The sequence below is a fragment of the Frigoribacterium sp. Leaf172 genome, assembly GCF_001424285.1.
In the GTDB taxonomy this organism is placed as follows: Bacteria; Actinomycetota; Actinomycetes; order Actinomycetales; family Microbacteriaceae; genus Frigoribacterium.
This window is the reverse complement of the sequence record NZ_LMPB01000005.1, coordinates 97675-122104: the sequence shown is the minus strand read 5'-3', so window position 1 is coordinate 122104 and position 24430 is coordinate 97675. Positions and strand designations below refer to the sequence as shown.

The window sequence follows — 24430 nt, the reverse complement described above, 5'->3', positions numbered from 1 at the left end:
GCCCACACGTCCAAACCTCCACGCATCCCGGGCGTGTCGCACCCAAAAAGCCCGAAAACAAGCCGATCGGCCCCCACACAGCCACACACGGCCGCGGAGGGGCACGTGGACACGACGACGCGCACCTTCGAAGGGGGCTGTTCGGGCGTCCCCCTCCCCCGCAGACGACGAGGCCCGCGCCCCCGGAAGGGACACGGGCCTCGATCGACTCGGGTTCGGTGCTCAGTCGCGCAGGGTCACACCGGCGAGGGTCTTCTTCCCCCGGCGGAGGATGGCGACGCCGCCGGCGAGCAGCGACCCCGAGATCGGGGCATCGCCCTCGGTCACCCGCTCGTTGTTCAGGTACACCCCGCCCTCGCTCGCTGCACGTCGCGCGGCACCGAGCGATGAGACCAGACCGGTCTCCACCAGGGCCTGCGCGACGGTCGCCCCGTGGTCGATCTCTGCACTCGGCAGTTCGGCCAACGCGCTGCGGAGGGTGACGCCGTCGAGTGCGGCGAGGTCGCCGTTCCCGAAGAGCGCGGCCGCGGCGTCGATCGTCGAGCGGGCGGCGGCGTCGCCGTGGACCAGCCGGGTGACTTCCCACGCCAGGGTCCGCTGCGCCTCCCGGGCGAACGGACGCTCCGCCACGACCGCCTCGAGTCGTTCGATCTCGGCTCGATCGAGGAACGTGAAGACCTTCAGGCGCGGGATCACATCGGCGTCGTCGGTGTTGAGCCAGAACTGGTACATCGCGTAGGGGCTCGTCAGGTCGGCGTCGAGCCAGACCGCGTTGCCCTCGCTCTTCCCGAACTTGGTGCCGTCGCTGTTCGTGATGAGGGGCGTGCCGATCGCGTGGACGGCGACCCCCTCGGTGCGACGGATGAGCTCGGTGCCGCTGGTCAGGTTGCCCCACTGATCGCTGCCGCCGGTCTGCAGCACGCAGTCGTACTCGCGGTACAGCTGACGGAAGTCGAGACCCTGGAGGATCTGGTAGCTGAACTCGGTGTAGCTGATGCCGGCGTCGCTGCTGAGTCGGGCGCTCACGGCGTCCTTCTTCAACATGGTGTTGACACGGAAGTTCTTCCCGATGTCGCGGAGGAACTCGATCGCGCTGAGCGGAGCGGTCCAGTCCAGGTTGTTGACGACCCGCAGACCGTTCTCGCCCTCGGGGGCCAGGAACTTCTCGACGTGCGCGCGGATGCTCTCGACCCACTCGGCGGTCTGCTCGGGTGTCTTGAGCACGCGTTCGGCGGTCGGACGCGGATCGCCGATGAGACCCGTCGACCCCCCGACGAGACCGAGCGGACGGTGACCGGCCAGCTGCAGACGACGCATGGTCAGCAGCTGCACGAGGTTGCCGAGGTGCAGACTCGGCGCGGTCGGGTCGAAGCCGCAGTAGTACGTGATCGGCGGACCGGCGAGGAGGGTCTTCAGGGCATCGGCGTCGGTCGAGACGTGGACGAGACCACGCCAGACGAGCTCGCTCCACACGTCGTCGAACGACGGATCGTTGCGCTGGCCGGCCAGGACGTCGGCGGTCGATTCACTGGTCACCCGAGAACGCTACCAGCGTCGGAGGCTGGCCTCGCCCGACGGACGGCCGCACGATAGGCCGAGACCGTGGCGTCGCCCGCGATCCAGAACCTCCAGGGGTAGCGGTCGCCGCCCGCCTCCCCCGAGACGCCGACTCTCGGACCGGTCTCGATCGCCGGTGCCGGTCCGGGACGCACGTCGAGCGACAGCCGTCCGACTCCGAGACGGGTGCCGTCGTCGGCGAGGTCGATGCCGAGGGCCGACCCGAGCCTCCCGGGCCCCCTCGCCAGGTCGACGTCCCCGCGCGAGGTCGGTCGTCGCGCGCGCGCCGTCTCGACGCCCTCGACCACCTCCCCCGCGCGGAGCAGCAGACCCGAGGCCTCGCCCTCCGGGCCGCAGACCAGGTTGACGCAGCGATGGATCCCGTACGAGAGGTACACGTAGACCGTGCCGCCGGGTCCGAACATGCTGGCGTTCCGTGCGGTCCTGCCTCGATGCGCATGCGACCCCGGGTCACCCGCCGTGCCGAGATACGCCTCGACCTCGGTCACCCGGACGGCGACCCCGCCCACCCGGACGACGGATCCGAGGAGGCGCGGTGCCACCTCGAGGGCCGCTCCCGACATCAGTCGGGTCGCCTCGTCGGGCGGGGTCGACGTCATGGGCCTAGAAGAAGTCCTGGCCCGTGGTCACCACGATGACCACGACGGCCACCAGGACGACGACGCTCACCGCGACGACGACGGGCAGGAGCCAGGCCCGTCGCCGCGGCGGCTCGGGAGGGCGGCGATCGCTCACGACGCCCTCGGGTCGAGTTCGCGGGCGAGCCCGGCGACCCTCGCGGTGAGTGCCTCGAGCTGCTCGGCCACCCGCTCGGGAGCCGTGCCGCCGGCACCGCGTCGGCTCGCGATGGAGCCCTCGACGGTCAGGACCGGTCGGATCTCGGCCGTCAGATGCGGTGACACCGAGGTGTACTGCTCGTCGGTCGGCTCGTGGAGCTCGAGCCCGTGCTCCTCGCAGAACCGGACGAGCTTGCCGCTGATCTCGTGAGCGTCGCGGAAGCTCACCCCCTGACGGACGAGCCACTCCGCGACATCGGTGGCCAACGAGAACCCCTGGGGCGCCAGCTCGGCCATCCGCTGCTCGTCGAACTGGAGCGTGGCCACGAGTCCCGTGAAGGCGGGCAGCAGCACCTCGAGTTGGGTGACCGAGTCGAAGACGGGCTCCTTGTCCTCCTGCAGATCGCGGTTGTACGCCAGAGGGAGACCCTTCAGCGTCGCCAGGAGTCCCGTCAGATTGCCGATGAGGCGACCCGACTTGCCCCGCGCGAGCTCAGCGATGTCCGGGTTCTTCTTCTGCGGCATGATCGACGACCCGGTCGAGAACGCGTCGTGCAGCCGGACGAAGCCGAACTCCCGCGTCGACCAGAGGATGATCTCCTCCGAGAGCCTCGAGAGGTCGATGCCGATCGACGCCGCCACGAAGGCGAACTCGGCCACGACATCGCGACTGGCCGTCGCGTCGATCGAGTTCTCGGTCGTGCGGTCGAACCCGAGGTCGCGGGCCACCTGCACGGGGTCGAGGCCGAGGGAGCTCCCGGCCAGGGCGCCGGCCCCGTAGGGCGAGGCCGATGCCCGGTGCGACCAGTCGCGGAGACGCTCGAGGTCGCGGACGAGCGGCCACGCGTGCGCCAGCAGATGGTGGGCGAGGAGGACGGGTTGGGCGTGCTGGAGGTGCGTGCGTCCGGGCATGACGGCCGTCGGATGCGCGCTCGCCTGCGCGGCGATCGCATCGACCAGGTCGACGACGAGACGCGCGATCGACACGGCGTGGTCGCGGAGGTACAGCCGCACGAGGGTGGCGATCTGGTCGTTGCGGCTGCGCCCGGCGCGGAGCTTGCCGCCGAGCTCGACGCCCGCGATGCCGATGAGGCCCCGTTCGAGCGCCGAGTGGACGTCCTCATCGCCGTCCGCCGCGACGAAGGTCCCCTCGGCCACGTCGGACTCGAGTCGATCGAGCCCCCCGAGCATCGACGTGAGCTCGTCGTCGGTGAGGTAGCCGGCAGAGGCCAGAGCCCGCGCGTGCGCCCGTGACCCGGCGATGTCGTACGGCGCCAGCTGCCAGTCGAACTGGGTCGACCTGCTCAACGCCGTGAGCTCGGCCGACGGCCCGGAGGCGAAGCGGCCGCCCCACAGGGCGCCCGCCTCGCCCGCGCGCTGGTTCGACGTCGTGTCGTCCGCCACTACTGCTGCGCCAGGTCGCGGCGCGCCGAGATCTTGCTCGGCAGCGACCAGATCTCGATGAACCCCTTCGACAGGGACTGGTCGAAGGTGTCGCCGGTGTCGTAGGTGGCGAGATCGAAGTCGTAGAGGCTCGAGTCGCTCTTCTGTCCGGTCACCACGGCACGACCGCCCTGCAGCTTCAGGCGGATGTCGCCCGAGACGTAGCGCTGGGTGTCGTCGATGAAGACGTCGAGCGAGCGCTTGAGACCCGAGAACCACAGACCGTCGTAGACGAGGTTCGACCATTCGGCCTCGACGCCGCGCTTGTAGCGACCGAGGTCGCGCTCGATGGTGAGGGCCTCGAGCGCCTCGTGCGCCTGGATGAGGGCGATCGCGCCGGGCGCCTCGTAGACCTCGCGGCTCTTGATCCCGACGAGGCGATCCTCGACGACGTCGATGCGACCGACGCCGTGGGCACCGGCGAGCTCGTTCATCTTCTCGACGATGCCGAGCGGCGTGTACGCCACGCCGTCGATCGCGACGGGGACGCCCGCCTCGAAGGTGACGACGACCTCGTCCGCCGGCTTGATGACCGAAGGGTCCTGGGTGTACTCGTACAGATCTTCGATCGGCGGGTTCCAGGGGTCCTCGAGGAATCCGGTCTCGACGGCGCGACCCCAGACGTTCTTGTCGATCGAGTACGGATTGGCCGCGCTCTGGCGGATCGGCAGGTTGTGCTGCTCGGCGTAGACGATCGCCTTGTCGCGCGTCAGGGCGAGGTCGCGCACCGGGGCGATGCTCGTGAGGTCGGGAGCGAGCGCCGCGACGGCCGCCTCGAAGCGGACCTGGTCGTTGCCCTTGCCGGTGCAGCCGTGGGCGACGCTGTCGGCGCCGAGCTCCTTCGCCACGCGGGCGAGGTGGCGGGCGATCAACGGACGGCTCAGCGCGCTGACCAGAGGGTAGGTCTTCTGGTACATGGCGTTCGCCTTGAGCGCGGGCATCAGGTAGTCGCGCCCGAACTCCTCCTTGGCGTCGACGACGACCGACTCGACGGCGCCGCAGTCGAGGGCACGCTGACGGATGTCGTCCATGTCCTCCCCGCCCTGTCCGACGTCGACGGCCAGAGCCACGACCTCCTTGCCCGTGGCGTCGGCGAGCCAGCCGATGCCGACAGAGGTGTCCAGGCCTCCCGAGTATGCGAGGACGACGCGTTCCGTCATGGTTCTCCTTGGTTCGTTGTGGGGTGTGCGGGGCCGGTGGCCCGGCCGAGACCGGGCCACCGGGTCGTTCTGGAGCGGTCGCCGAGCGACCGCGGCCCGTCGAGGGCTAGTGCTCGAGCAGCCAGGTGAGCAGAGCCTTCTGGGCGTGGACGCGGTTCTCCGCTTCGTCCCAGATGACGCTGGTCGGGCCGTCGATGACCTCGGTCTCGACCTCGTAGCCGCGGTCGGCGGGGAGGCAGTGCAGGAAGATCGCGTCGTCGTCGGCCTCGGCCATGAGGGCCCGGTCGACCTTGAAGTCGCCGAAGACGGCGACCCGCGCCTCCTTCTCGTCCTCCTTGCCCATCGAGACCCAGGTGTCGGTGACGACGACGTCGGCACCGGCGACCGCCTCGTGCACGTCGGCGGTGACCTGCACGGAGCCGCCCGTGCCGATCGCGATGCGCTCGGCGTCGCGGACGACGGCCTCGTCGGGCTGGAACCCCTCGGGTGCTCCGATCCGGACGTGCATGCCGGCCGTGGCGCCGGCGAGGAGGTACGACTGGCCCATGTTGCAGCGACCGTCGCCGACGAAGGCGACCGTCAGCCCGGCGAGCGCACCCTTCTTCTCGCGGATCGTCTGCAGATCGGCGAGGAGCTGGCAGGGGTGGAAGTCGTCGCTGAGCGCGTTGACGACCGGGACGGTCGTGCCGGCAGCCATCTCTTCGAGACCGGACTGGGCGTAGGTGCGCCACACGATGGCCGACACCATGCGCTCGAGGACCCGCGCCGTGTCGGACGGAGTCTCCTTGCCGCCCAGCTGGCTGTTGGCCGTCGCGATGATCAGCGGGCTGCCCCCGAGATCGGCGATGCCCACCGCGAACGAGACCCGGGTCCGGGTGGACGACTTGTCGAAGATCACGGCGACCGTCTGCGGGCCCTCGAGGGGGCGACGGGACCACCGATCGGCCTTGAGCTCGTCGGCGAGGTCGAGGACCTCGATGAGCTCGGCGGGGCTGAGGTCGTCGTCGCGGAGGAAGTGGCGGGTCATGCGAGACCTTTCAGGACGGAGGCGAAGAGGGCGACGAACTCGTCGACCTCGGCGTCGCCCACGATGAGGGGCGGTGCCAGACGGATGCTCGAATCGTTCGGCGCGTTGATGATGAGACCGGCGTCGAGCGCCGCCGCCGCGAGCTGCGCGGCGACGGGCTGGGTCAGACCCAGCCCGATCAGCAGCCCGCGCCCGCGGATCTCGCCGATCAGCGGCGAGTCGAGTGCGGTCAGAGCAGCGCGGAGTCGGTCGCCCTGCACCACCGCGTTGACGATGAGCCCCGAGTCCTCGATCTCGCGGAGCACCGCATCGGCTGCCGCCGTCGCCAGCGGGTTGCCACCGAAGGTCGTCCCGTGCTGCCCCGCCTCGAACAGCGCCGACGCGGCGCCGAACGTGACCAGCGCCCCGATGGGCACACCGCCCGCGATGCCCTTCGCGATCGTGATCGCGTCGGGGACGACGTCGAACTGCTGGAACGCGAACCACGAGCCCGTGCGACCGACGCCGGTCTGGATCTCGTCGAGGATGAGAAGGGCGCCATGCCGGGTGGAGAGCTCGCGGGCCCTCTCGAGGAACCCCTCGGGCAGGTCGAGGACTCCGGCCTCGCCCTTGATGGGCTCGATGAAGATCGCGGCGACGTGGTCGTCGAAGGCCGCCTCGAGCGCCTCGACGGTGGTGTCGATGTGCTCGACCCCGGGGACCATGGGCTCGAAGGGCTCGCGCAGGGCGGGCTTGCCGGTCAGGGCCAGCGACCCCATCGTCCGGCCGTGGAACGAGCTCTGCAACGCGAGGATGCGGGTCTTCGACCCGTCGCCGCGATTCAGACGAGCGAGCTTGAAGGCGGCCTCGTTCGCCTCGGCGCCGCTGTTGCCGAAGAACACGCGACCGGCGTCGCCGGCCCCCGTGATCCGCTTGAGCCGTTCGGCCAGCTCGAGCTGCGGCTCGGTGGCGAAGTAGTTCGACACGTGGATGATCGACGCGGCCTGCCTCGACAGCGCCTCGACGAGGACCGGATGCGCGTGGCCGAGCGCGTTGACGGCGATCCCGGCCAGGAAGTCGAGATAGCGCTTGCCGTCCACGTCGAACACCTGGCAGCCCTCGCCGTGCGAGAGCATCACCTTCGGAGTGGACAGCGAGCCCATCAACGAGTCGCCGAATCGGCGCTGCCAGGTACCGCCTTGGGTCTGGATCATGGTCACGACTGTCCTTCCTTCTCGGCACCGTCGTCGACGGTGGTGGTGTTCATGGAGGTGACGACGGGGGCGCCGTACGACGCCGCCCGGTCGTCGGGGATGACCTCGGTGCCCGACCCGCGCTGGGTGAAGACCTCGAGGAGGATCGAATGCGGGATGCGCCCGTCGATGATGGTCGCTCCCCCGACGCCGCCGACCACCGACTCGAGGCACGCGGTCATCTTCGGGATCATGCCCGATTCGAGCGACGGCAGGAGGTCGGTGAGGGCGGACACGGTGATGGCCGCGACGAGGGACTCGCGGTTCGGCCAGTCGCTGTACAGCCCGGGTACGTCGGTCAGCATGACGAGCTTCGCGGCGCCGAGGGCGATCGCCAGGGCGCCGGCCGCGGCGTCGGCGTTGACGTTCAGCGCCGACTCGGGGTTCGCCTCGTTCGTGGCGATGGACGACACGACGGGGATCCGCCCCGCCGCGATCTCGTCGAGCACGGCGGTCGGATCGACCTCGGTGATGTCGCCGACGTGACCGAGATCGAAGGTCTCGCCGTCGATGACGGCTCCGCGGCGGCGGCCCTCGAAGAGCGTGCTGTCGTCGCCGGAGACCCCTCGCGCCAGATCGCCGTGCTCGTTGATCAGCTCGACGATCTCGCGGTTGACCTCACCGGCCAGCACATCGCGGACGACCGAGATCGCCTCGGTGCTGGTGTAGCGGTAGCCCCCGCGGAACTCGCTCGGGATGCCGGCGGCGGCCAGAGCGGCGGAGATCTGCGGCCCACCGCCGTGCACGACGACCGGGAACAGCCCCGCGTAGCGGAGATAGACCATGTCTTCCGCGAAGGCGCGCTTCAGCGCATCGTCCACCATGGCGTTGCCGCCGAACTTGACGACGACGACCGTGCCCGAGAATCGCTTCACCCACGGGAGGGACTCGATGAGGGTGGCGGCCTTGACGGCGGCGAGCTCCTGCTCGTCGCTGTGCACCACGTCAGGGGTCGCCATCAGCTGGAGTACGCGCTGTTCTCGTGCACGTAGTCGTGCGTGAGGTCGTTCGTGAGGATCGTCGCCTCGGCGTCGCCCGACTTGAGGTCGACGAGCACGTGCACGGCCCTCGGCGTCAGATCGACGCCCTCGCTCGGCTCGTCGGGCGCACCCGCGTGGCAGACGCGGACGCCGTTCATGGAGACGTCGACGTCGTAAGGGTCGAAGGCGGCGGACGTCGTGCCGATAGCCGCCAGGACTCGACCCCAGTTGGGATCGTTGCCGAACACGGCGGCCTTGAACAGGTTGTTGCGCGCGATCGACCGGCCGACCTCGACGGCGTCGTCGTCGCTCGCGGCTCCGACGATCTCGATGCGGATGTCGTGCGACGCGCCCTCGGCGTCGGCTTGGAGCTGCTCGGCCAGGTCGGCGCAGAGCTCGGTGACGGCCGCGCGGAAGGCCTCGGGCTCGGGTTCGACGCCGGACTCGCCGCTCGCGAGGAGCACCACCGTGTCGTTCGTCGACATGCAGCCGTCGGAGTCGAGACGGTCGAAGGTCACCCTCGTGGCGGCGCGCAGCGCGTCGTCGAGGCCAGCGGAGGTCACATCGGCGTCGGTCGTCAGGACGACGAGCATGGTCGCCAACCCCGGCGCCAGCATGCCGGCTCCCTTGGCCATGCCGCCGACGACCCAGCCGTCGCCGGTGACGACCGACTGCTTGGGCGTGGTGTCGGTGGTCATGATCGCGGTCGCCGCGGCGAGTCCCCCGTCGTCGGACAACGCGCCCGCCGCAGCGATCGAGCCGGAGAGCACCTTGTCGCGGAAGATCTGGTCGCCGACCCCGATGAGGCCGGTGGAGCACACCACGACGTCGCCCGCCGACACCCCGAGCGCCCCGGCCACGGTCTCGGCCGTGGCATGGGTCGTCTGGAAGCCGAACGCCCCGGTGAAGCAGTTCGCGCCTCCGGAATTGAGGACGACGGCCTCGGCGATCCCATCGCCCATCACCTGCTGAGACCAGAGGACGGGGTGGGCCTTCGCCCGATTGCTCGTGAAGACCGCGGCCGCGTTCTTGCGCCGCCCGCGGTTCACGACGAGGGCCACATCGGGACGTCCGCTCGTCTTGAGGCCGGCGGTCACCCCGGCTGCGACGAACCCCTGGGCTGCGGTGACGCTCACGGCGCGACTCCGTTCACGGTCAGGCCCGCGGTCTCGGGGAGACCGAGGGCGATGTTGGCGGACTGCACGGCCGCTCCGGCCGTGCCCTTCGCCAGGTTGTCGATCGCGCTGACGACGACGAGCCGATCGGCGTCGACGTCGACCGCCAGACCGATCAGGGCCGTGTTGGCGCCTACCGTGTCGGCCGTCCGCGGGAACTGGCCCGCGGGCAGGAGGTGCACGAAGGGTTCGTCGGCGTAGGCGATCTCGTACGCCGCGCGCACGTCGCTCTCGCTCACGCCGGGAGACAACGTGGCCGTCGAGGTCGCCAGGATGCCGCGCGACATCGGTACGAGGACCGGGGTGAACGAGATGCTCACCTCGGTCGCGCCGGCGAGCCGGAGGTTCTGGCGGATCTCGGGGACGTGACGGTGCGTGCCGCCGACGCCGTACGCGGACGCCGAGCCCATGATCTCGCTCGCGAGCAGATGCGGCTTGAGCGCCTTGCCCGCGCCGGACGGCGCGACCGCGAGCACGGACACGATGTCGGTGGTCTCGATCAGCCCGGCCCTGACGGCCGGGGCGAGCGCGAGGGTGATGGCGGTGACGTTGCAGCCGGGTGCGGCGATGCGTCGTCCGCCCACGAGAGCCTCACGCTGACGCGTGCCGTCGGCGTGCACGAGCTCGGGCAGACCGTAGGCCCACGCCCCGAAGAACTCGGTGCCGTAGAAGCGGGCCCAGTCGGCCTCGTCGGTCAGTCGGTGGTCGGCGCCGCAGTCGACGACCAGCGTGTCGCTCGGCAGGTCGGCCGTGATCGCACCCGACTTGCCGTGCGGCAGGGCCAGGAAGACGACGTCGTGACCGGCGAGATTCTCGGCCGTCGTCTCGACGAGCGTCAGATGCGCCAGAGAGCGTAGCTGCGGTTGCAGCGCGATGAGGGGCTGGCCGGCGTTCTGGAACGCGGTGACGGTGCGCACCTCGAAGTCTGGATGCGCGGCGAGGAGCCGCAGCAGCTCGCCGCCGGCGTAGCCGCTGGCGCCGGCGACGGCAACGGAATGAGGCATGGGTCCACCCTAATGTTCGATTCGGTCGAGGATCGGGGGCGGCGACGCCTGGCGAGTGTCAGTCGCGGAGCGCCGCCCCGAATCGCTCGCCGGCCAGACGGACGGCGCCCTGCTTGGCCTCGGTCGCCTCGGCGGCGGTGAGGGTCCGGTCGTCGGCCCGGAACCGCAGCGCGAAGGTCAGGGACTTCGAGGCGTCGGGAAGACCTGAGCCGCGGTAGTCGTCGACGAGTCGGACGGTCTCGAGCAGCACGCCGGCGCCCTCGCGGACGACGGCGAGGACCTCGCCCGCGGGCACATCGACGCCCACGACCAGCGAGAGGTCCTGTGTGGCGGCGGGGAACGACGAGATGGGAGACGGCTGAAGCTCGACGTCGCCGAGCGCGATGACCCGGTCGAGGTCGATCTCGCCGACCGCGACCACCCGGGGCAGATCGAGGCCGGCGGCGCGACGCGGCAGCAGCTCGCCGGCGTACCCCACGACCTCGCCCGCCACGACGACCTCGGCGGTGCGACCCGGGTGCAGCGACGGGTGGGAGCCCTGGCGGAAGACGGCCTCGGCACCGGCCGCGCGGACGGCCGCGCGGAGGTCGTCGAGCACGTCGGCCAGCGAGGCCGCGACGGCCGCCTGCCCGGGCTGACGATCGATGGCCTGGCCGATTCCGACGACGGCGAGGTGCCGCGGCTGACGCGGGATGCTCGCCTCGAGCGATGCGAGGACCTCGTCGGACGGTCGCTCGGCGCCGGCGGGGACGCCCGCCGTGCCATAGGAGCGACCGGCCTCGGGCAGGAACACCGTGCCCGCCTCGAAGACCGAGAGGTCCACGAGGCCGCGTGAGCTGTTGCGGCGGACGATCTCGAGCAGCCCGGGGACGAGCGATCGCCGCAGCTCGGGCGCCGCGACGTCGAGGGGGTTCGCCAGTCGGACGCCGGGTCCGTTCTCGCCGGAGAGGCCGCCGAAGGCCCGGTTCTGCTCGGACGAGACGAACGGGTAGGACGCGACCTCCGTCGAGCCGGCGGCCGCGAGCGACGACGAGACCTGGCGCCGGAGCTTCTGCTCACGCGTCAGACCCCGGCCCGGAGGCGCGACCGGCAGGACGGACGGGATGCGGTCGTAACCGGTGATGCGAGCGACCTCTTCGACGAGGGTCGCCGCGTCGGTCAGATCCGGACGCCAGGACGGCGGCGTGACGGACCAGCCCTCGGTCGTCTGCTCGACCATGGCGCCGATCGAGGTCAGCGCGTCGACGATCTCGGTCGGCGTGTAGTCGACCCCGATCAGGCGGGAGGCGCGCTCGGCGGCCAGAGCGATGACCGGAGACGGGGCGGACGAGTCGAGCGCGGACCCGAGGGCGTCCGCCGTTCCGCCGCCCCACTCGACGAGGAGGTCGACCACGCGCTGCGCGGCGGGTGCGGAGACACGAGGATCGACGCCGCGCTCGAAGCGACGCGACGCCTCACTCGGGAGCTTGTGACGACGCGCGGATCGGGCGATCGACACGGGGTCGAACGTGGCGGCCTCGACGAGCACGTCGGTCGTCTCGGTCGTGATCTCGGTGCGGGCGCCGCCCATGACGCCGGCGAGACCGACGGCACCCGACGTGTCGGCGATGACCAGGTCTTCGGGGTGGAGCCGCCGGGTCTTGCCGTCGAGCGTCTGGAGCTGCTCGCCCGCAGCCGCACGACGGACCGTCAGGCCGCCGTCGAGCGTGCCGAGGTCGTAGCCGTGGATCGGCTGACCGAGCTCGAGCATGACGTAGTTCGTGACGTCCACCGGCAGGGAGACGCTGCGGAGTCCGGCGAGCCGGAGTCGCGCCGACATCCACGGCGGCGTGGCACGAGAGGCGTCGACGCCGCGGACGACCCGCGTGACGAACGTCGAGACGGCCGCCGCGCCGCGCACTGGGGCCTCGTCGCGCACGTCGACGGAGAACCCGTCGGCGGACGCGACCGTCACGGCCTCGGCCGGATCGCGGAACGTCGCGCCCGTCGCATGGGAGTACTCGCGGGCGACGCCCCGGATGCTGAAGGCGTAGCCGCGGTCGGGGGTGACGTTGATCTCGACGGCGGCCTCGTCGAGGCCGAGCAGCGCGATGGCGTCGGCGCCGACCTCGGGGTCGAGTCCGAGCGACGAGAGCAGGAGGATGCCGTCGTGCTCGTCACCGAGACCCAGCTCGCGCGTCGAGGCGATCATGCCGTCGGACACGTGGCCGTAGGTCTTGCGAGCGGCGATCGGGAAGGGCCCGGGCAGGACGGCGCCCGGGAGCGACACCACGACCTTGTCGCCGACGACGAAGTTGTGCGCGCCGCAGACGATGCCGCGGACGTCGTCGGGACCGACCGCCACCTGGCACCAGTTGATGGTCTTGCCGTTCTTCTGGGGCTCGGGGACGAGCTCGAGCACCTGACCGACGACGAGCGGACCCGTCACGTCGCCGACGTGGACGTCCTCTTCTTCGAACCCCACGGAGACGAGCGCCGCGTGGACGTGCTCGAGGCTGACGTCGCCCGGCAGGTCGACCCACTCGCCGAGCCAACTGATCGGAACCCGCATCAGACCACCATCCCGAACTGCTCGCTGAATCGGACGTCGCCCTCGACCATGTCGCGCATGTCGTTGAGGTCGTTGCGGAACTGCAGCGTGCGCTCGATGCCCATGCCGAAGGCGAAGCCCTGGTACTCGTCGGGGTCGATGCCCGCGGCTCGCAGGACGTTCGGGTTGACCATGCCGCAGCCGCCCCACTCGACCCACCGGGCGCCGCCCTTGGCGTTCGGCTGCCAGACGTCCATCTCGGCGCTCGGCTCGGTGAACGGGAAGTAGTTGGGGCGGAGACGGATCTGTGCCTCGGCGCCGAACATCGACCGGGCGAGGTGCTCGAGCGTGCCGCGCAGGTTCGCCATGGTCAGCCCCCTGTCGATGGCGATGCCCTCGATCTGGGTGAAGACGGGCGTGTGCGTCGCGTCGAGCTCGTCGGTGCGGAACACGCGGCCCGTGGCGACGTTGTACACCGGGAGCTGCTTCGAGAGCAGCGTCCGGATCTGCACCGGCGAGGTGTGCGTGCGGAGCACGAGATGCTCGTCGACCGGATCGACGAAGAAGGTGTCCTGCATGGCGCGCGCCGGGTGATCGGCGTCGAAGTTCAGGGCGTCGAAGTTGAACCACTCGTGCTCGAGCTCGGGCCCCTCGGAGACCTCCCAGCCCATGCCGACGAACAGGTCGACCATGGTCTCTTGCAGGAGCGCCAGCGGGTGACGTGAGCCGGCCCGACGACGCGACGGCAGCGCGGAGACGTCGACGGCCTCGTCGGCGAGACGGGCGGCCTCTTCGAGCTCGACCAGCTCGGCTTCGCGTGCGGCGACGGCCTGGTTGACCCGGCCCCGGGCCTGACCGACGAGCTTGCCCGCAGCGGCCTTCTGATCGCCCGGCAGATCGCGCAGCCCGGCGTTCATCCGGGCGAGGACGGACGCCTCGCCGGTGTGCTGCGAACGGGCGGTCTTCAGTTCGGCGACGGACGCCGCGGTCGCCAGGGCGACCAGAGCGGAGTCGACCGCCGACGCGACGGCGTCTTCGGAGATGGGGACGGAGTCTGACACGAGAACCAAGCTTAGCGATCGTCGGGAGCCGACCCGCGCCTCCTCGGGGGTCCGGGGAGGCACGACGGGGCGGAAGGGGGACGGACTCAGGTCGATGTCGCCTGCGAGCCGCCGGTCGTCGCGTCGACGGACGGACGCCCGGTGCGCGCCAGCAGCCCGGGGCCGCCGAGCCCGCCGCCGCGGGGCTTCTTCATCACGCCGCGGCGCCCCGTCCGCCGGTCGACGACGCGCACGACGTACGAGAACGCGAGGTTCGTCAGCAGATAGACGACGAGCACCACGGCGAAGAGGGTGAAGGTGTAGTTGCTGCCGTACGAGGTGCCGAGACGGTTCAGACCCCGACGTGTCAGCTCGACGTAGCCCACGATGTAGCCGAGCGAGGTGTCTTTCAGGAGCACCACCAGCTGCGCCAGGATGATCGGCAGCATCTGCCGGAACGCCTGCGGGAACTCGATCGCGAAGCGGGTGCGCACGGGCGAGAGGCCGATGGCGAGGCCGGCCTCGCGCTGCCCCTTCGGCAGAGAGGCGATGCCCGAGCGGAGCGCCTCGCCGATGAGGGCGCCGTTGTAGACGGCGAGGGCGGCCACGACCGCCCAGAAGGCTCCCGTCGAGAAGACGAGGAGGATGAACAGCATCATCAGCAGCACGGGCATGCCGCGGAAGAACTCGAGGACGATCGTCGTCGGGATCCGCACCCAGGCGGTGCGTGCCGTGCGGAGGAACGAGAACAGCACGCCGATGGCGACGGCCAGGACGCTCGCCACCGCCGCGGCCCGCACGGTCGCGAGCCAGCCGCCGGCGATGTTCCGCCACAGGTTGCGGTCGAGGATGATGTCCCAGCGCGACGGGTCGAGCACGCTCGCCGTGACGGCGCCGTTGGCGCTGATGCGCGGTCGCCCGAGCAGGTAGACGAGGTAGGCGACGAGGGCCAGCACCAGGACGACGCCGAACACCGAGATGATGCGCGACGTGCGGCGGGCCTTGGGACCGGGGGCGTCGTAGAGGACGTTCGTGCTCATCGCAGGACCGCGACCTTCTTCTCGACGAGAGCCGCGACGCGACCCAGCGTGATGGTGACCACCAGATAGAACACGGCGACGGACACGAGCGTCGTGATGACCGCGTCGCCCCGGTCGTTGGCGATGAACCGTCCGGCCGCGAACAGCTCGGCGACGAAAAAGCCGCCGGCGACCGAGGTGTTCTTCGTGAGGGCGATGATGACGTTGATCAGCGGCGGGATCACCATGCGGATGGCCTGCGGCATGATCACGAGGCTGAGCGTCTGTGCGAAGCCGAGGCCGATGCTGCGGGCCGCCTCGGCCTGACCGACCGGCACGCCGTTGACGCCGGAGCGGACCGCTTCGGCGACGAACGGCGACGTGTAGAGCGTGAGACCCACCACCGCCAGCGGGAAGTAGCCGATGCCGACGCCGAGGTAGGGCAGGACGAACGCGCAGAAGAACAGCACGAGAGTCAGGGGGATGTTGCGGATCGCCTCGGTGTAGACCGTCGCGAACACCCGGAACGAGGCGACCGGCGAGATGCGCAGGGCCGCGACGACGAAGCCGATCACGATCGCGCCGACGGCGGACAGTGCCAGCAGCTGCAGCGTCGTGACGAACCCGCCCCAGAAGCGGGGCCAGTTCTCGGTCACGGCGTCGAAGCCGGGGATGACGTCCAAGGGGTTCACCGGGACTCCAGGTCAGAGGGCTGCCGAGAGGGCAGCAGGCGGTGGTGGGCACCGCGGACGACTCGCGCCGCGGTGCCCACCGGGGTGGTGACTAGTAGCGGTCGATCGCCGGGGGCTCGGGCGTCTCGAGGACGGCGCCGGCCGTGGCCTCCCAGAGCTCGTCCCAGGTGCCGTCGTCTTCGGCCTCTTCGAGGGTGTCGTTGATGAACATGCGGAAGTCGGTGTCGTCGAGCGCGAGACCGATGCCGTAGGGCTCCTCGGTGAAGGGCGCGCCGACGACCTCGAACTCGCCCTCGTTCTGGTCGGCGAGACCGGCCAGGATCACGTTGTCGGTCGTCACGGCCGCCACAGCACCGGTGCGGAGGGGCTCGAGGCAGTTCGAGTACGTGTCGGTCGCGATGATGTCGTCCGTGTACTCGGCGATGTTGGCCTCGCTGGTCGAGCCGCTGACCGTGCAGACGGCCTTGCCCTCGAGGTCCTCGGCGCCCTCGATGCCGTCGGGGTTGCCCTCGAGCACCAGAAGGTCCTGACCGGCCTGGTAGTAGGGGCCCGCGAACGAGACGACCTTCTTGCGCTCGTCGTTGATGGTGTAGGTCGCGATGACGAGATCGACGTCGCCGTTCTGGATGAAGGGCTCGCGGTTGGCGGACACCGTCTCGACCCAGGTGATGCCGTCGGCGGGGATGCCCAGCTTGGCCGCGACGAGCTTGCCGATCTCGGCGTCGAAGCCCTGCGGGTTGCCGGAGCCGTCGTCGAGGCCGAACAGGGGCTGGTCGAACTTGGTGCCGATGGTGATCTCGCCGGCCTCGGCGAGGCGGGCCATCGTCGTGCCGTCTTCGAAGTCGGAGACCTCCTCGACCTCGACGGAGCTTTCGGGGGCGGCCGAGTCGGTGCAGGCCGACAGTCCGAGCACCGTGACGGCTGCTGCGGCCACGGCGACGAAACCTCTACTGAGTCGCATTCTGTTCTCCTTGCTGTGTGACCCGGACGCCGATCGGCGGACGGGGGGATCCGGGGTCGCGCCGCAGGACGGACGCGCGGCGACGACGGGGTCTGCCGATCAGTGCGTGAGGATCTTCGACAGGAAGTCGCGGGCCCGATCGGACGTCGGCGCCGTGAAGAACCGCTCGGGCGTGCTCTCTTCGACGATCTCGCCGTCGGCCATGAAGACGACGCGGTCGGCGGCCTTGCGGGCGAAGCCCATCTCGTGGGTGACGACGATCATAGTCATGCCGTCTTTGGCGAGCTGGACCATGACGTCGAGGACCTCGGTGATCATCTCGGGGTCGAGCGCGCTGGTCGGCTCGTCGAGGAGCATCACCTTCGGATCCATCGCCAGGGCACGGGCGATCGCCACGCGCTGCTGCTGGCCGCCCGAGAGCTGCGACGGCATCTTCTGAGCCTGATTCGCGACGCCGACCCGCTCGAGGAGCTCCATGGCTCGCTTCTCGGCCTCGGCCTTGCTGCGCTTGCGGACCTTGATCTGCCCCAGCGTGACGTTCTCGAGCACCGTCTTGTGCGCGAAGAGGTTGAAGCTCTGGAAGACCATGCCGACGTCGGCCCGGAGTCGTGCCAGTTCGGAGCCCTCGTCGGGGAGGCGCGTCCCGTCGATGGTGATCGTGCCGTCGTCGATGGTCTCGAGGCGGTTGATGGCCCGGCACAGCGTGGACTTGCCCGAGCCGCTCGGCCCGATGACGACCACGACCTCGCCTCGGGAGACCGTCGTCGTGATGTCCTTCAGGACGTGCAGTTCACCGAAGTGCTTGTTGACGTGGTCGACGACGACGAGGGGTTCCATGCGTCCACACAAACAGGTGGGTCTGGCGGGCGCAAATTCACAGCGGATTCGTAACGCAACCGAAACGACGCGGCCGGCGCCGCCTGGCCGGCCCGCGCCTCCTGGCCGTCAGCTCCGCTGCGCGAATGCGCTCTCGTAGAGGCAGACCGAGGCGGCGGTCGAGAGGTTCATCGACTCGGCGTGCCCGTAGATCGGCACGACGACGGCACGGTCGGCCAGGGCGAGATCGTCGTCGGTGAGTCCGCGGGCCTCGTTGCCGAACAACCAGGCGGTGGGAGCGGAGAGGATCCCCTCGGTGCGGGCCATGAGGAGGTCGTCGCCCTTGACGTCGGCCGCCAGGACCTGGATGCCCGCCTCGGCGCACCGCGCGACGACGCTCGCGAGGTCGGCGCCGACGGCGACCGGCACGTGGAAGAGCGACCCGGTCGTGGCACGGACCACCTTGGGGTTGTAGAGGTCGACGCTGCGGCCGGTCATGATGACGGCGTCGGCACCGGCCGAGTCGGCGGCGCGGATGATGGTGCCGGCGTTGCCCGGGTCGCGGACCTCCTCGAGGATCGCGATCAGACGCGGACCACCCCGGCCCGTGTCGGCGAAGACGTCTTTGACGGCGGTCGGGAACTGCCGGCAGACGGCCACGATGCCCTGGGGGGTGACCGTGTCGGCCATCACGGCGATGACGGCCTCGCTGACGAACTCGATGTCGAGCTGAGCCTCGCGGGCTGCGTCGGAGACCTGCGGGTGCCGCTCGAGGGCCGTGGGCGTCGCGAAGAGCTCGACGAGCAGCTCGGGTCGGAAGGCCAGCGCCTCGGACACCGCCTGGGGCCCCTCGAGCAGGAACGACCCGGTGTCGGTGCGCGCGTCGCGCTTGGCCAGCTTCGCCACGGCGCGGACGCGGGGCGATCGGGGGTTGTCGAGGAGGGAGGTGCTCACACCTCCACTATGCCCCACCCGGCCTCGGGAGCCGGGACGCACGACGGCCCGGACGGCGATGCCGTCCGGGCCGGGGTGATGCGGTGACGCTGGTGACTACGCGGCGACCTTGGGAGCCGAGGTGTCGGCGGGCAGCGCGGCCTTCGCCGTGGCGACGAGGCCGGCGAAGGTGGCGGGCTCGTTGACGGCCAGCTCGGCCAGGATGCGACGGTCGACCTCGACGCCGGCCAGGGAGAGACCCTGGATGAGGCGGTTGTAGGTCAGGCCGTTCTGACGCGACGCGGCGTTGATGCGCTGGATCCACAGGCGACGGAACTCACCCTTGCGGGCACGACGGTCGCGGTACGAGTAGACGAGCGAGTGAGTGACCTGCTCTTTGGCCTTGCGGTACAGACGCGAACGCTGACCGCGGTAACCCTCGGCACGCTCGAGGATGACGCGACGCTTCTTGGCGGCGTTGACCGCTCTCTTTACTCTTGCCATTTTCTTGTTCCTCTACGTTCGTGTCAGCGGTCAGTGACCGAGAAGCTTCTTGGCGACCTTGGCGTCGGCGGGGGCGAGCACCTGGTCCTGGTTCAGGCGAGCCTTGCGCTTGGCGCTCTTCACCTCGAGGTTGTGGCGCATGCCGGCCTGCTGCTTCATGATCTTGCCGGAACCGGTGACCTTGAAGCGCTTCTTGGCGCCGGAGTGGGTCTTCTGCTTGGGCATGTCTTACTTACTTTCTTCTGTCGGTTCGGCCGGTGCGTCGGCCGGAACCTGGTCGGACGTCGGGTGCTTCGGCGGCTTGTTGGCCACCTTGCGAGCTTCTGCCTCGGCCTTGGCCTCGGACTTGTTCTTGTGCGGCCCGATCACCATGACCATGTTGCGGCCGTCGATGGTGGGGGTCGACTCGACGCTGCCCCACTCGGAGACGTCTTCGGCGAAGCGCTGGAGGAGACGGACGCCCTGGTCGGGACGGGACTGCTCGCGACCGCGGAACAGGATCATGGCCTTGACCTTGTCGCCGCCCTGCAGGAAGCCCTCGGCGCGCTTGCGCTTGGTCTCGTAGTCGTGCTTGTCGATCTTCAGGCGGAAACGGACCTCTTTGAGGATCGTGTTCGCCTGGTTGCGACGAGCCTCCTTCGCCTTCTGCGCAGCCTCGTACTTGAACTTTCCGTGATCCATGATCTTGGCCACGGGAGGCTTCGAGTTGGGGGCCACCTCGACCAGGTCGAGCTCGGCCTCTGCCGCGAGACGCAGGGCCATGGCGATGGGGACGACACCGACCTGTTCTCCGCCAGGTCCGACGAGGCGGACCTCGGGGACGCGAATACGGTCGTTCGTACGGGGATCGCTGATGCGGAGCTCCTCTGTCGTTGCTTCGTCACCCGCCGGACCGGTGGTCACGGCAGGGAAAGAGGAGTTTCGCGACACGGAACACCGGCCGGAGGGAAATTCCGGTCAATGCGACGGAACGTCGCTGCACCCTGGCTGCCTGCCCTCGAGGAGGACCGGCGGGGTGCCAACAACCCGGTAACCTAATCGAACGGTCAAGCGCGGGTGGGAGAATCTCCACTTTCGCACCGAAGCAGATGCTTCGGAGCCTCGACGAGCTTAGCAGAGGATCCACACGTGAGCCACACCCCCGATCACCAGCACGACACCGGGCTCGACGAGCCCCTCGGCACCGCCACTCCCCCGGTCCCCGGTGACGAGGTGCGCGACATCGCGGACGTCAACGCCGTCGAGGTCATCAACACCGTCGCCGTGCACCTCATGAGCGCTGCCGCCGTCAAGGTCGGACTGGCCGACGACCCCCGCGCCCAGACGGACCTCGACGAGGCGCGCAAGCTCATCACCTCGCTCGCGGGGCTCATCACCGCGAGCGCTCCCGAGATCGGCGACCAGCACGCCCGCGCGCTGCGCGACGGGCTGCGGTCGCTGCAACTCGCCTTCCGCGAGGCGTCGGCGTTCCCCGACCCCATCGGGCAGGGACCCGGCGAGAAGTTCACGGGCCCGGTCAACTAGACCCCCGCCTCCCGACCGCGATCGGCCCGTCGGGCGCGCGAGAGGCCGACCGACCTCGGATCAGACCGAGACGACCTTGACCGCCATGCTGTCGACCCGCTCCGCGATGACCGCGTCGCCGGCCCACGCCGCCTGGAGACGGGCGAGCAGCGACGTGAGCCCCTCGCGGTCGAGACCCGCGCGCACCCCCAGCTGCACCACGATCTCGGGTCCGCCGAGCCGGGCCGCCTCGTAACCGGGGGCGATGACCAGGCCCGCCAGCGCCTCCTCGTCCGCCCCCGCGTCGAGGAAGGCGCGCAGCACCGCCTCATCGGCGTGACTGGGCTGCCAGGGGAGGTCCTGCGCCAGGGCCCACAGCGCCGGACGGCGCAGGGCGAACGCGGTCGGGGAGCCGGCGTCGAGCATCAGGCGCTCGGTCGACTCGGCGGCGGCGGCCAGGGCGATCCGGCGGGCGTCCGCCGGCACGGGACGCGCCGTGGCGCTCCACGCCGAGAGCGCCGCGACCGAGGTGAACGCCGGAAGGACGTCGCGCCCGTCGGGGCCGGCCACGGTGACGATGGAGAGCTCCTGCGACTTGTCTCCGCGGCCGCCGTGCTGATGGTCGTCGTCGTCGGCGCCCGCCACGGCGACGAGAGGAACCAGCAGCCGCGCCGGACGGAGGGCGTCCACGACGGTGTCCTCGCCGACCTCGCCGAGATGGAACCGCTTCAGCGCTTCGAGGAGGCGCGGGTCGGCCGAGCCGTCGTCGCCGGCGTAGGCGGTGTCGTGATGGTCGAAGGTCCGGCCCTCCCAGGGCCGACCGGCGCTGTCGGAGCCGGGGGTCGGCATCAGTCGGAGGCGATGTCGAGGGCGGCCGCGAGAGTGAACGCCCCGGAGTACAGCGCCTTGCCGACGATGGCCCCCTCGAGGCCCTGCGGGACGAGCTCGCGGAGGGCGACCAGGTCGTCGAGGCTCGAGATGCCGCCCGAGGCGATCACCGGGCGCTCGGTGCGATCCATCACCTGACGGAGGAGATCGACGTTGGGGCCCTGCAGCGTGCCGTCCTTCGTGACGTCCGTCACCACGTAGCGGGCGCAGCCGGCCTCCTCGAGCCGGGCCAGGACGGTCCAGAGGTCGCCGCCGTCCTCCGTCCAGCCGCGAGCGGCCAACGTGGTGCCGCGGACGTCCAGACCGACGGCCACGGCCTCGCCGTACTCGGCGATGACATGCGCGGCCCACTCGGGGTTCTCGAGGGCGGCCGTGCCGAGGTTGATGCGCTTGACCCCCGTGCCGAGGGCGTCCTCGAGCGACCGGTCGTCGCGGATCCCGCCGCTCAGCTCGACGTTGATGCCCTTGACCTGCTTGATGACCTTCTTGATGACCTGGCGGTTGTCACCGCGTCCGAACGCGGCGTCGAGGTCGACCAGATGCAGCCACTCGGCCCCCTGGTTCTTCCAGTCGTCGGCCGCCGCGACCGGGTCGCCGTAGCCGGTCTCGCTGCCCGCCTCGCCCTGGGTCAGGCGGACGGCCTGACCGCCGGAGACGTCGACGGCCGGGAACAGGGTCAGGGACGGGGTGGTGCAGAAGTCGCTCATGTCGTCTCTCTCGCGGCGGTGCCGCGCGGATCGCGCCGGGAGCCTGCCGGGTCGCAGGCTCGGGTTCGGGAGTGTCAGAGGGTGCCGAGCCAGTTCGAGAGCAGGCGGATGCCCGGCCGCCCCGACTTCTCGGGGTGGAACTGAGTCGCCCACAGGGGGCCGTTCTCGACCGCGGCGACGAAGCGACCGCCGTGATCAGCCCAGGTGACGTGGGGCTCGGGGAACGGCGGGATCACGTCGAGGGTCCAGGACTGGGCCGCGAACGAGTGGACGAAGTAGAAGCGCTCGTCGGCCACACCCTCGAACAGGGTGCTGCCCTCGGGGACGTCGACGGTGTTCCAGCCCATGTGCGGCAGGACGTCGGCCTTGAGCTCGTCGACCACGCCGGGCCACTCGCCGAGACCGCCGGCCGTGGCACCGCGCTCGACACCGCCCTCGAAGAAGACCTGCATGCCCACGCAGATGCCCATGACCGGCCGCCCGCCGGCGAGACGCCGGTCGATCAGCTCACCGCCTCGGACCGCCTCGAGAGCGCTCATGACCGCGCCGAACGCACCGACCCCCGGGACGAAGAGACCGTCGGCCGCTTGCACTCGAGCGCGATCGGCCGTCAGCTCGACATCGGCGCCGGCGAGCTCGAGGGCCTTGACCGCCGAGTGCACGTTGCCGCTGCCGTAGTCGAGGACGACCACCGAGGGGCGGGCCGTCACAGGGCGCCCTTCGTCGACGGGATGCCCACCACGCGCGGATCGGGCTGGACGGCCTGCCGCAGCGCTCGCGCGAACGCCTTGAACTCCGCCTCGGCGATGTGGTGCGGATCGCGGCCGCCGAGAACCCGGATGTGCACGGTGATGCCCGCGTTGTAGGCGATGGCCTCGAAGACGTGACGCACGAGCGAGCCGGTGAAGTGCCCGCCGATGAGGTGCAGCTCGAAGCCCTCCGGCTCGCCCGTGTGGACGAGATAGGGCCGACCGGAGATGTCGACGACGGCCTGGACCAGAGCCTCGTCGAGCGGCACGAGGGCGTCGCCGTAGCGGGCGATGCCCTTCTTGTCGCCCAGCGCCTGCCGCAGCGCCGTTCCGAACGCGATGCCGATGTCCTCCACGGTGTGGTGCGCGTCGATGTGGGTGTCTCCGCTCGCCGCGACCTGGAGGTTGATGAGCGAGTGCTTCGACAAGGCGGTGAGCAGGTGGTCGAAGAAGGGCACGGACGAGTCGATCGTCGACGAGCCGGAGCCGTCGAGGTCGAGGGACAGCGCGATGCGCGATTCGCTCGTCTCGCGCTCGAGGGAGGCCACGCGCCTCGGGGTCTGTTCGGTCACGAGGAGAGCCTAATGTCGCGCAGCGCCTCGAGGAACGCGGTCGTCTCGGCCTCGGTGCCGGCGCTCACCCTCAGGTGGTTCGGGATGCCGAGGTTCCGCACGATGATGCCGCGGGCGAGGAGGCGCTCGAACACGTCGGTCGGGTCGTCGACGCCGCCGAAGAGCACGAAGTTCGACCACGTGGGCCAGGGCTGGTAGCCGAGCTCGGTGAGGACCTGCACGATGCGATCACGCTGGACGGAGATCTCGCCGACCATGGCGAGCATCTCGTCGGCGTGGGCGAGGGCGGCGACGGCCGCCGCCTGGGTCAGCGACGACAGGTGGTAGGGGAGGCGCACCAGACGCAGCGCATCGGCGACCGCCGGGTGCGCCGCGAGGTATCCGACCCGCGCCCCCGCGAACGCGAACGCCTTGCTCATCGTGCGCGACACGATCAGGCGCGGGCGGCCGTCGAGCAGGGTCAGAGCCGTGGGCTGCCCCACCGGCATGAACTCGGCGTAGGCCTCGTCGACGAAGACGATGCCGTCCGTCGCGTCGTACGCGGCGCGGACGGTCTCGAGGTCGAGAGGAGTCCCCGTGGGGTTGTTGGGACCGCAGAAGAAGACGACATCGGGTCTCGTCCGACGGATCTCGGCCACGGCGGTCTCCGGCGAGATGCCGAACCCGGGATCGCGCGCCCCCTCGACCCAGACGCTGCCCGTGCCCGCCGCGATGATCGAGTGCATCGAGTAGGTGGGAGGGAAACCGAGCACGCGCCGGCCCGGCCCGCCGAAGGCCTGCAGGATCTGCTGGATGACCTCGTTCGAGCCGTTGGCCGCCCAGATGTTGTCACGAGTCAGTCCGTGGCCGAGGTACCCGGCGAGAGCGTCTCGGAGGAGGGTGAACTCGCGGTCGGGGTAGCGATTGACCTGCAGCACCGCCTGGGCGATCGACGCCACGATGTCGCGAGCCACGTTCTCGGGGATGGGATGCGTGTTCTCGTTGACGTTGAGCGCGACGGGCACCTTCTTCTGGGGTGCGCCGTAGGGGGTCAGGCCGCGCAGATCGTCGCGGAGGGGGAGGTCGTCGAGACTGAAGGACACGCCACCATGCTAGATCGCGGACGGGTGGTGATCGAATCGCCCTCGGCAGCGCCCGGGTC

At 70.3% G+C, this 24430-nt stretch carries 26 protein-coding genes; 1 reads left to right on the top strand and 25 read right to left on the bottom strand.

What is annotated here, in order from left to right:
- Positions 1–222: 222 nt before the first annotated feature.
- The 20 genes from tyrS to infC form a co-directional block, all read right to left on the bottom strand.
- Complete coding sequence (gene tyrS / locus ASF89_RS14300) at positions 223–1536, bottom strand: tyrosine--tRNA ligase (RefSeq protein ID WP_055816051.1); 1314 nt, start codon at positions 1534–1536, stop codon at positions 223–225.
- Positions 1533–2177: a DNA-3-methyladenine glycosylase gene (locus tag ASF89_RS14295; RefSeq protein ID WP_055816048.1), complete on the bottom strand. Its 645-nt coding sequence runs from the start codon at positions 2175–2177 to the stop codon at positions 1533–1535. Before ASF89_RS14295 ends, tyrS begins: the two co-directional genes overlap by 4 nt.
- Before the next feature lie 4 nt (positions 2178–2181).
- Positions 2182–2313: a hypothetical protein gene (locus tag ASF89_RS16220; protein WP_255354993.1), complete on the bottom strand. Its 132-nt coding sequence runs from the start codon at positions 2311–2313 to the stop codon at positions 2182–2184.
- A complete protein-coding gene (gene argH / locus ASF89_RS14290; protein ID WP_055816044.1) occupies positions 2310–3758 on the bottom strand; it encodes an argininosuccinate lyase in 1449 nt (482 codons plus the stop codon). The genes ASF89_RS16220 and argH overlap by 4 nt, the downstream gene beginning before the upstream one ends.
- Positions 3758–4957, bottom strand: coding sequence for an argininosuccinate synthase (locus ASF89_RS14285; RefSeq protein WP_055794977.1), 1200 nt, complete (start codon positions 4955–4957; stop codon positions 3758–3760). Before ASF89_RS14285 ends, argH begins: the two co-directional genes overlap by 1 nt.
- Before the next feature lie 106 nt (positions 4958–5063).
- A complete protein-coding gene (gene argF / locus ASF89_RS14280) occupies positions 5064–5984 on the bottom strand; it encodes an ornithine carbamoyltransferase (RefSeq protein ID WP_055794974.1) in 921 nt (306 codons plus the stop codon).
- Positions 5981–7177, bottom strand: coding sequence for an acetylornithine transaminase (locus tag ASF89_RS14275; protein ID WP_055794972.1), 1197 nt, complete (start codon positions 7175–7177; stop codon positions 5981–5983). The genes argF and ASF89_RS14275 overlap by 4 nt, the downstream gene beginning before the upstream one ends.
- 2 nt (positions 7178–7179) lie before the next feature.
- Positions 7180–8175, bottom strand: coding sequence for an acetylglutamate kinase (argB, locus tag ASF89_RS14270; protein WP_082490065.1), 996 nt, complete (start codon positions 8173–8175; stop codon positions 7180–7182).
- Complete coding sequence (argJ, locus tag ASF89_RS14265; RefSeq protein WP_055816041.1) at positions 8175–9332, bottom strand: bifunctional glutamate N-acetyltransferase/amino-acid acetyltransferase ArgJ; 1158 nt, start codon at positions 9330–9332, stop codon at positions 8175–8177. Before argJ ends, argB begins: the two co-directional genes overlap by 1 nt.
- Entirely contained in the window at positions 9329–10375 is a 1047-nt protein-coding gene (gene argC / locus ASF89_RS14260; RefSeq protein ID WP_055816038.1) for an N-acetyl-gamma-glutamyl-phosphate reductase, read from the bottom strand. Before argC ends, argJ begins: the two co-directional genes overlap by 4 nt.
- 58 nt (positions 10376–10433) lie before the next feature.
- Positions 10434–12926 (bottom strand): phenylalanine--tRNA ligase subunit beta, encoded by a 2493-nt coding sequence (gene pheT / locus ASF89_RS14255; RefSeq protein ID WP_055816034.1) that lies wholly within the window; start codon positions 12924–12926, stop codon positions 10434–10436.
- Positions 12926–13966, bottom strand: coding sequence for a phenylalanine--tRNA ligase subunit alpha (pheS, locus tag ASF89_RS14250; RefSeq protein ID WP_055816031.1), 1041 nt, complete (start codon positions 13964–13966; stop codon positions 12926–12928). The genes pheT and pheS overlap by 1 nt, the downstream gene beginning before the upstream one ends.
- 86 nt (positions 13967–14052) lie before the next feature.
- A complete protein-coding gene (locus ASF89_RS14245) occupies positions 14053–14985 on the bottom strand; it encodes an amino acid ABC transporter permease (RefSeq protein ID WP_055816027.1) in 933 nt (310 codons plus the stop codon).
- Positions 14982–15647: an amino acid ABC transporter permease gene (locus tag ASF89_RS14240; protein ID WP_055794953.1), complete on the bottom strand. Its 666-nt coding sequence runs from the start codon at positions 15645–15647 to the stop codon at positions 14982–14984. The genes ASF89_RS14245 and ASF89_RS14240 overlap by 4 nt, the downstream gene beginning before the upstream one ends.
- A 100-nt stretch (positions 15648–15747) precedes the next feature.
- Entirely contained in the window at positions 15748–16617 is an 870-nt protein-coding gene (locus ASF89_RS14235; protein WP_055816023.1) for a glutamate ABC transporter substrate-binding protein, read from the bottom strand.
- A gap of 99 nt (positions 16618–16716) precedes the next feature.
- Positions 16717–17454 (bottom strand): amino acid ABC transporter ATP-binding protein, encoded by a 738-nt coding sequence (locus tag ASF89_RS14230; protein WP_055816020.1) that lies wholly within the window; start codon positions 17452–17454, stop codon positions 16717–16719.
- A 108-nt stretch (positions 17455–17562) separates the two neighbouring features.
- Entirely contained in the window at positions 17563–18387 is an 825-nt protein-coding gene (locus ASF89_RS14225; RefSeq protein ID WP_055794944.1) for an RNA methyltransferase, read from the bottom strand.
- A 96-nt stretch (positions 18388–18483) separates the two neighbouring features.
- Complete coding sequence (rplT, locus tag ASF89_RS14220) at positions 18484–18870, bottom strand: 50S ribosomal protein L20 (protein ID WP_055794941.1); 387 nt, start codon at positions 18868–18870, stop codon at positions 18484–18486.
- Between the two features lie 30 nt (positions 18871–18900).
- Positions 18901–19095 carry a 50S ribosomal protein L35 gene (gene rpmI, locus ASF89_RS14215; RefSeq protein ID WP_043596704.1) on the bottom strand — a complete coding sequence of 65 codons (195 nt, stop codon included), beginning with the start codon at positions 19093–19095 and terminating at the stop codon, positions 18901–18903.
- Between the two features lie 3 nt (positions 19096–19098).
- On the bottom strand, positions 19099–19773 hold the full coding sequence (gene infC / locus ASF89_RS14210) for a translation initiation factor IF-3 (RefSeq protein WP_235484144.1): 675 nt from the start codon (positions 19771–19773) through the stop codon (positions 19099–19101).
- A 309-nt stretch (positions 19774–20082) separates the two neighbouring features.
- On the opposite strand from infC, the gene ASF89_RS14205 reads away from it, so the two are divergent.
- Entirely contained in the window at positions 20083–20394 is a 312-nt protein-coding gene (locus ASF89_RS14205; protein WP_156357293.1) for a DUF1844 domain-containing protein, read from the top strand.
- A 60-nt stretch (positions 20395–20454) separates the two neighbouring features.
- Here ASF89_RS14205 and ASF89_RS14200 read toward each other — a convergent pair whose 3' ends face one another.
- The 5 genes from ASF89_RS14200 to ASF89_RS14180 all read right to left on the bottom strand — a co-directional run bounded on the left by ASF89_RS14200 (position 20455) and on the right by ASF89_RS14180 (position 24371).
- Positions 20455–21222, bottom strand: a complete 768-nt coding sequence (locus ASF89_RS14200) for an SseB family protein (protein WP_055794936.1) — start codon at positions 21220–21222, stop codon at positions 20455–20457.
- Complete coding sequence (priA, locus tag ASF89_RS14195; protein WP_055794934.1) at positions 21222–21968, bottom strand: bifunctional 1-(5-phosphoribosyl)-5-((5-phosphoribosylamino)methylideneamino)imidazole-4-carboxamide isomerase/phosphoribosylanthranilate isomerase PriA; 747 nt, start codon at positions 21966–21968, stop codon at positions 21222–21224. Before priA ends, ASF89_RS14200 begins: the two co-directional genes overlap by 1 nt.
- A gap of 74 nt (positions 21969–22042) precedes the next feature.
- Complete coding sequence (hisH, locus tag ASF89_RS14190) at positions 22043–22678, bottom strand: imidazole glycerol phosphate synthase subunit HisH (RefSeq protein ID WP_055794932.1); 636 nt, start codon at positions 22676–22678, stop codon at positions 22043–22045.
- Positions 22675–23289: an imidazoleglycerol-phosphate dehydratase HisB gene (gene hisB / locus ASF89_RS14185; protein WP_055816017.1), complete on the bottom strand. Its 615-nt coding sequence runs from the start codon at positions 23287–23289 to the stop codon at positions 22675–22677. Before hisB ends, hisH begins: the two co-directional genes overlap by 4 nt.
- Positions 23286–24371 (bottom strand): histidinol-phosphate transaminase, encoded by a 1086-nt coding sequence (locus tag ASF89_RS14180; RefSeq protein WP_055794926.1) that lies wholly within the window; start codon positions 24369–24371, stop codon positions 23286–23288. Before ASF89_RS14180 ends, hisB begins: the two co-directional genes overlap by 4 nt.
- Between the last annotated feature and the right edge of the window lie 59 nt (positions 24372–24430).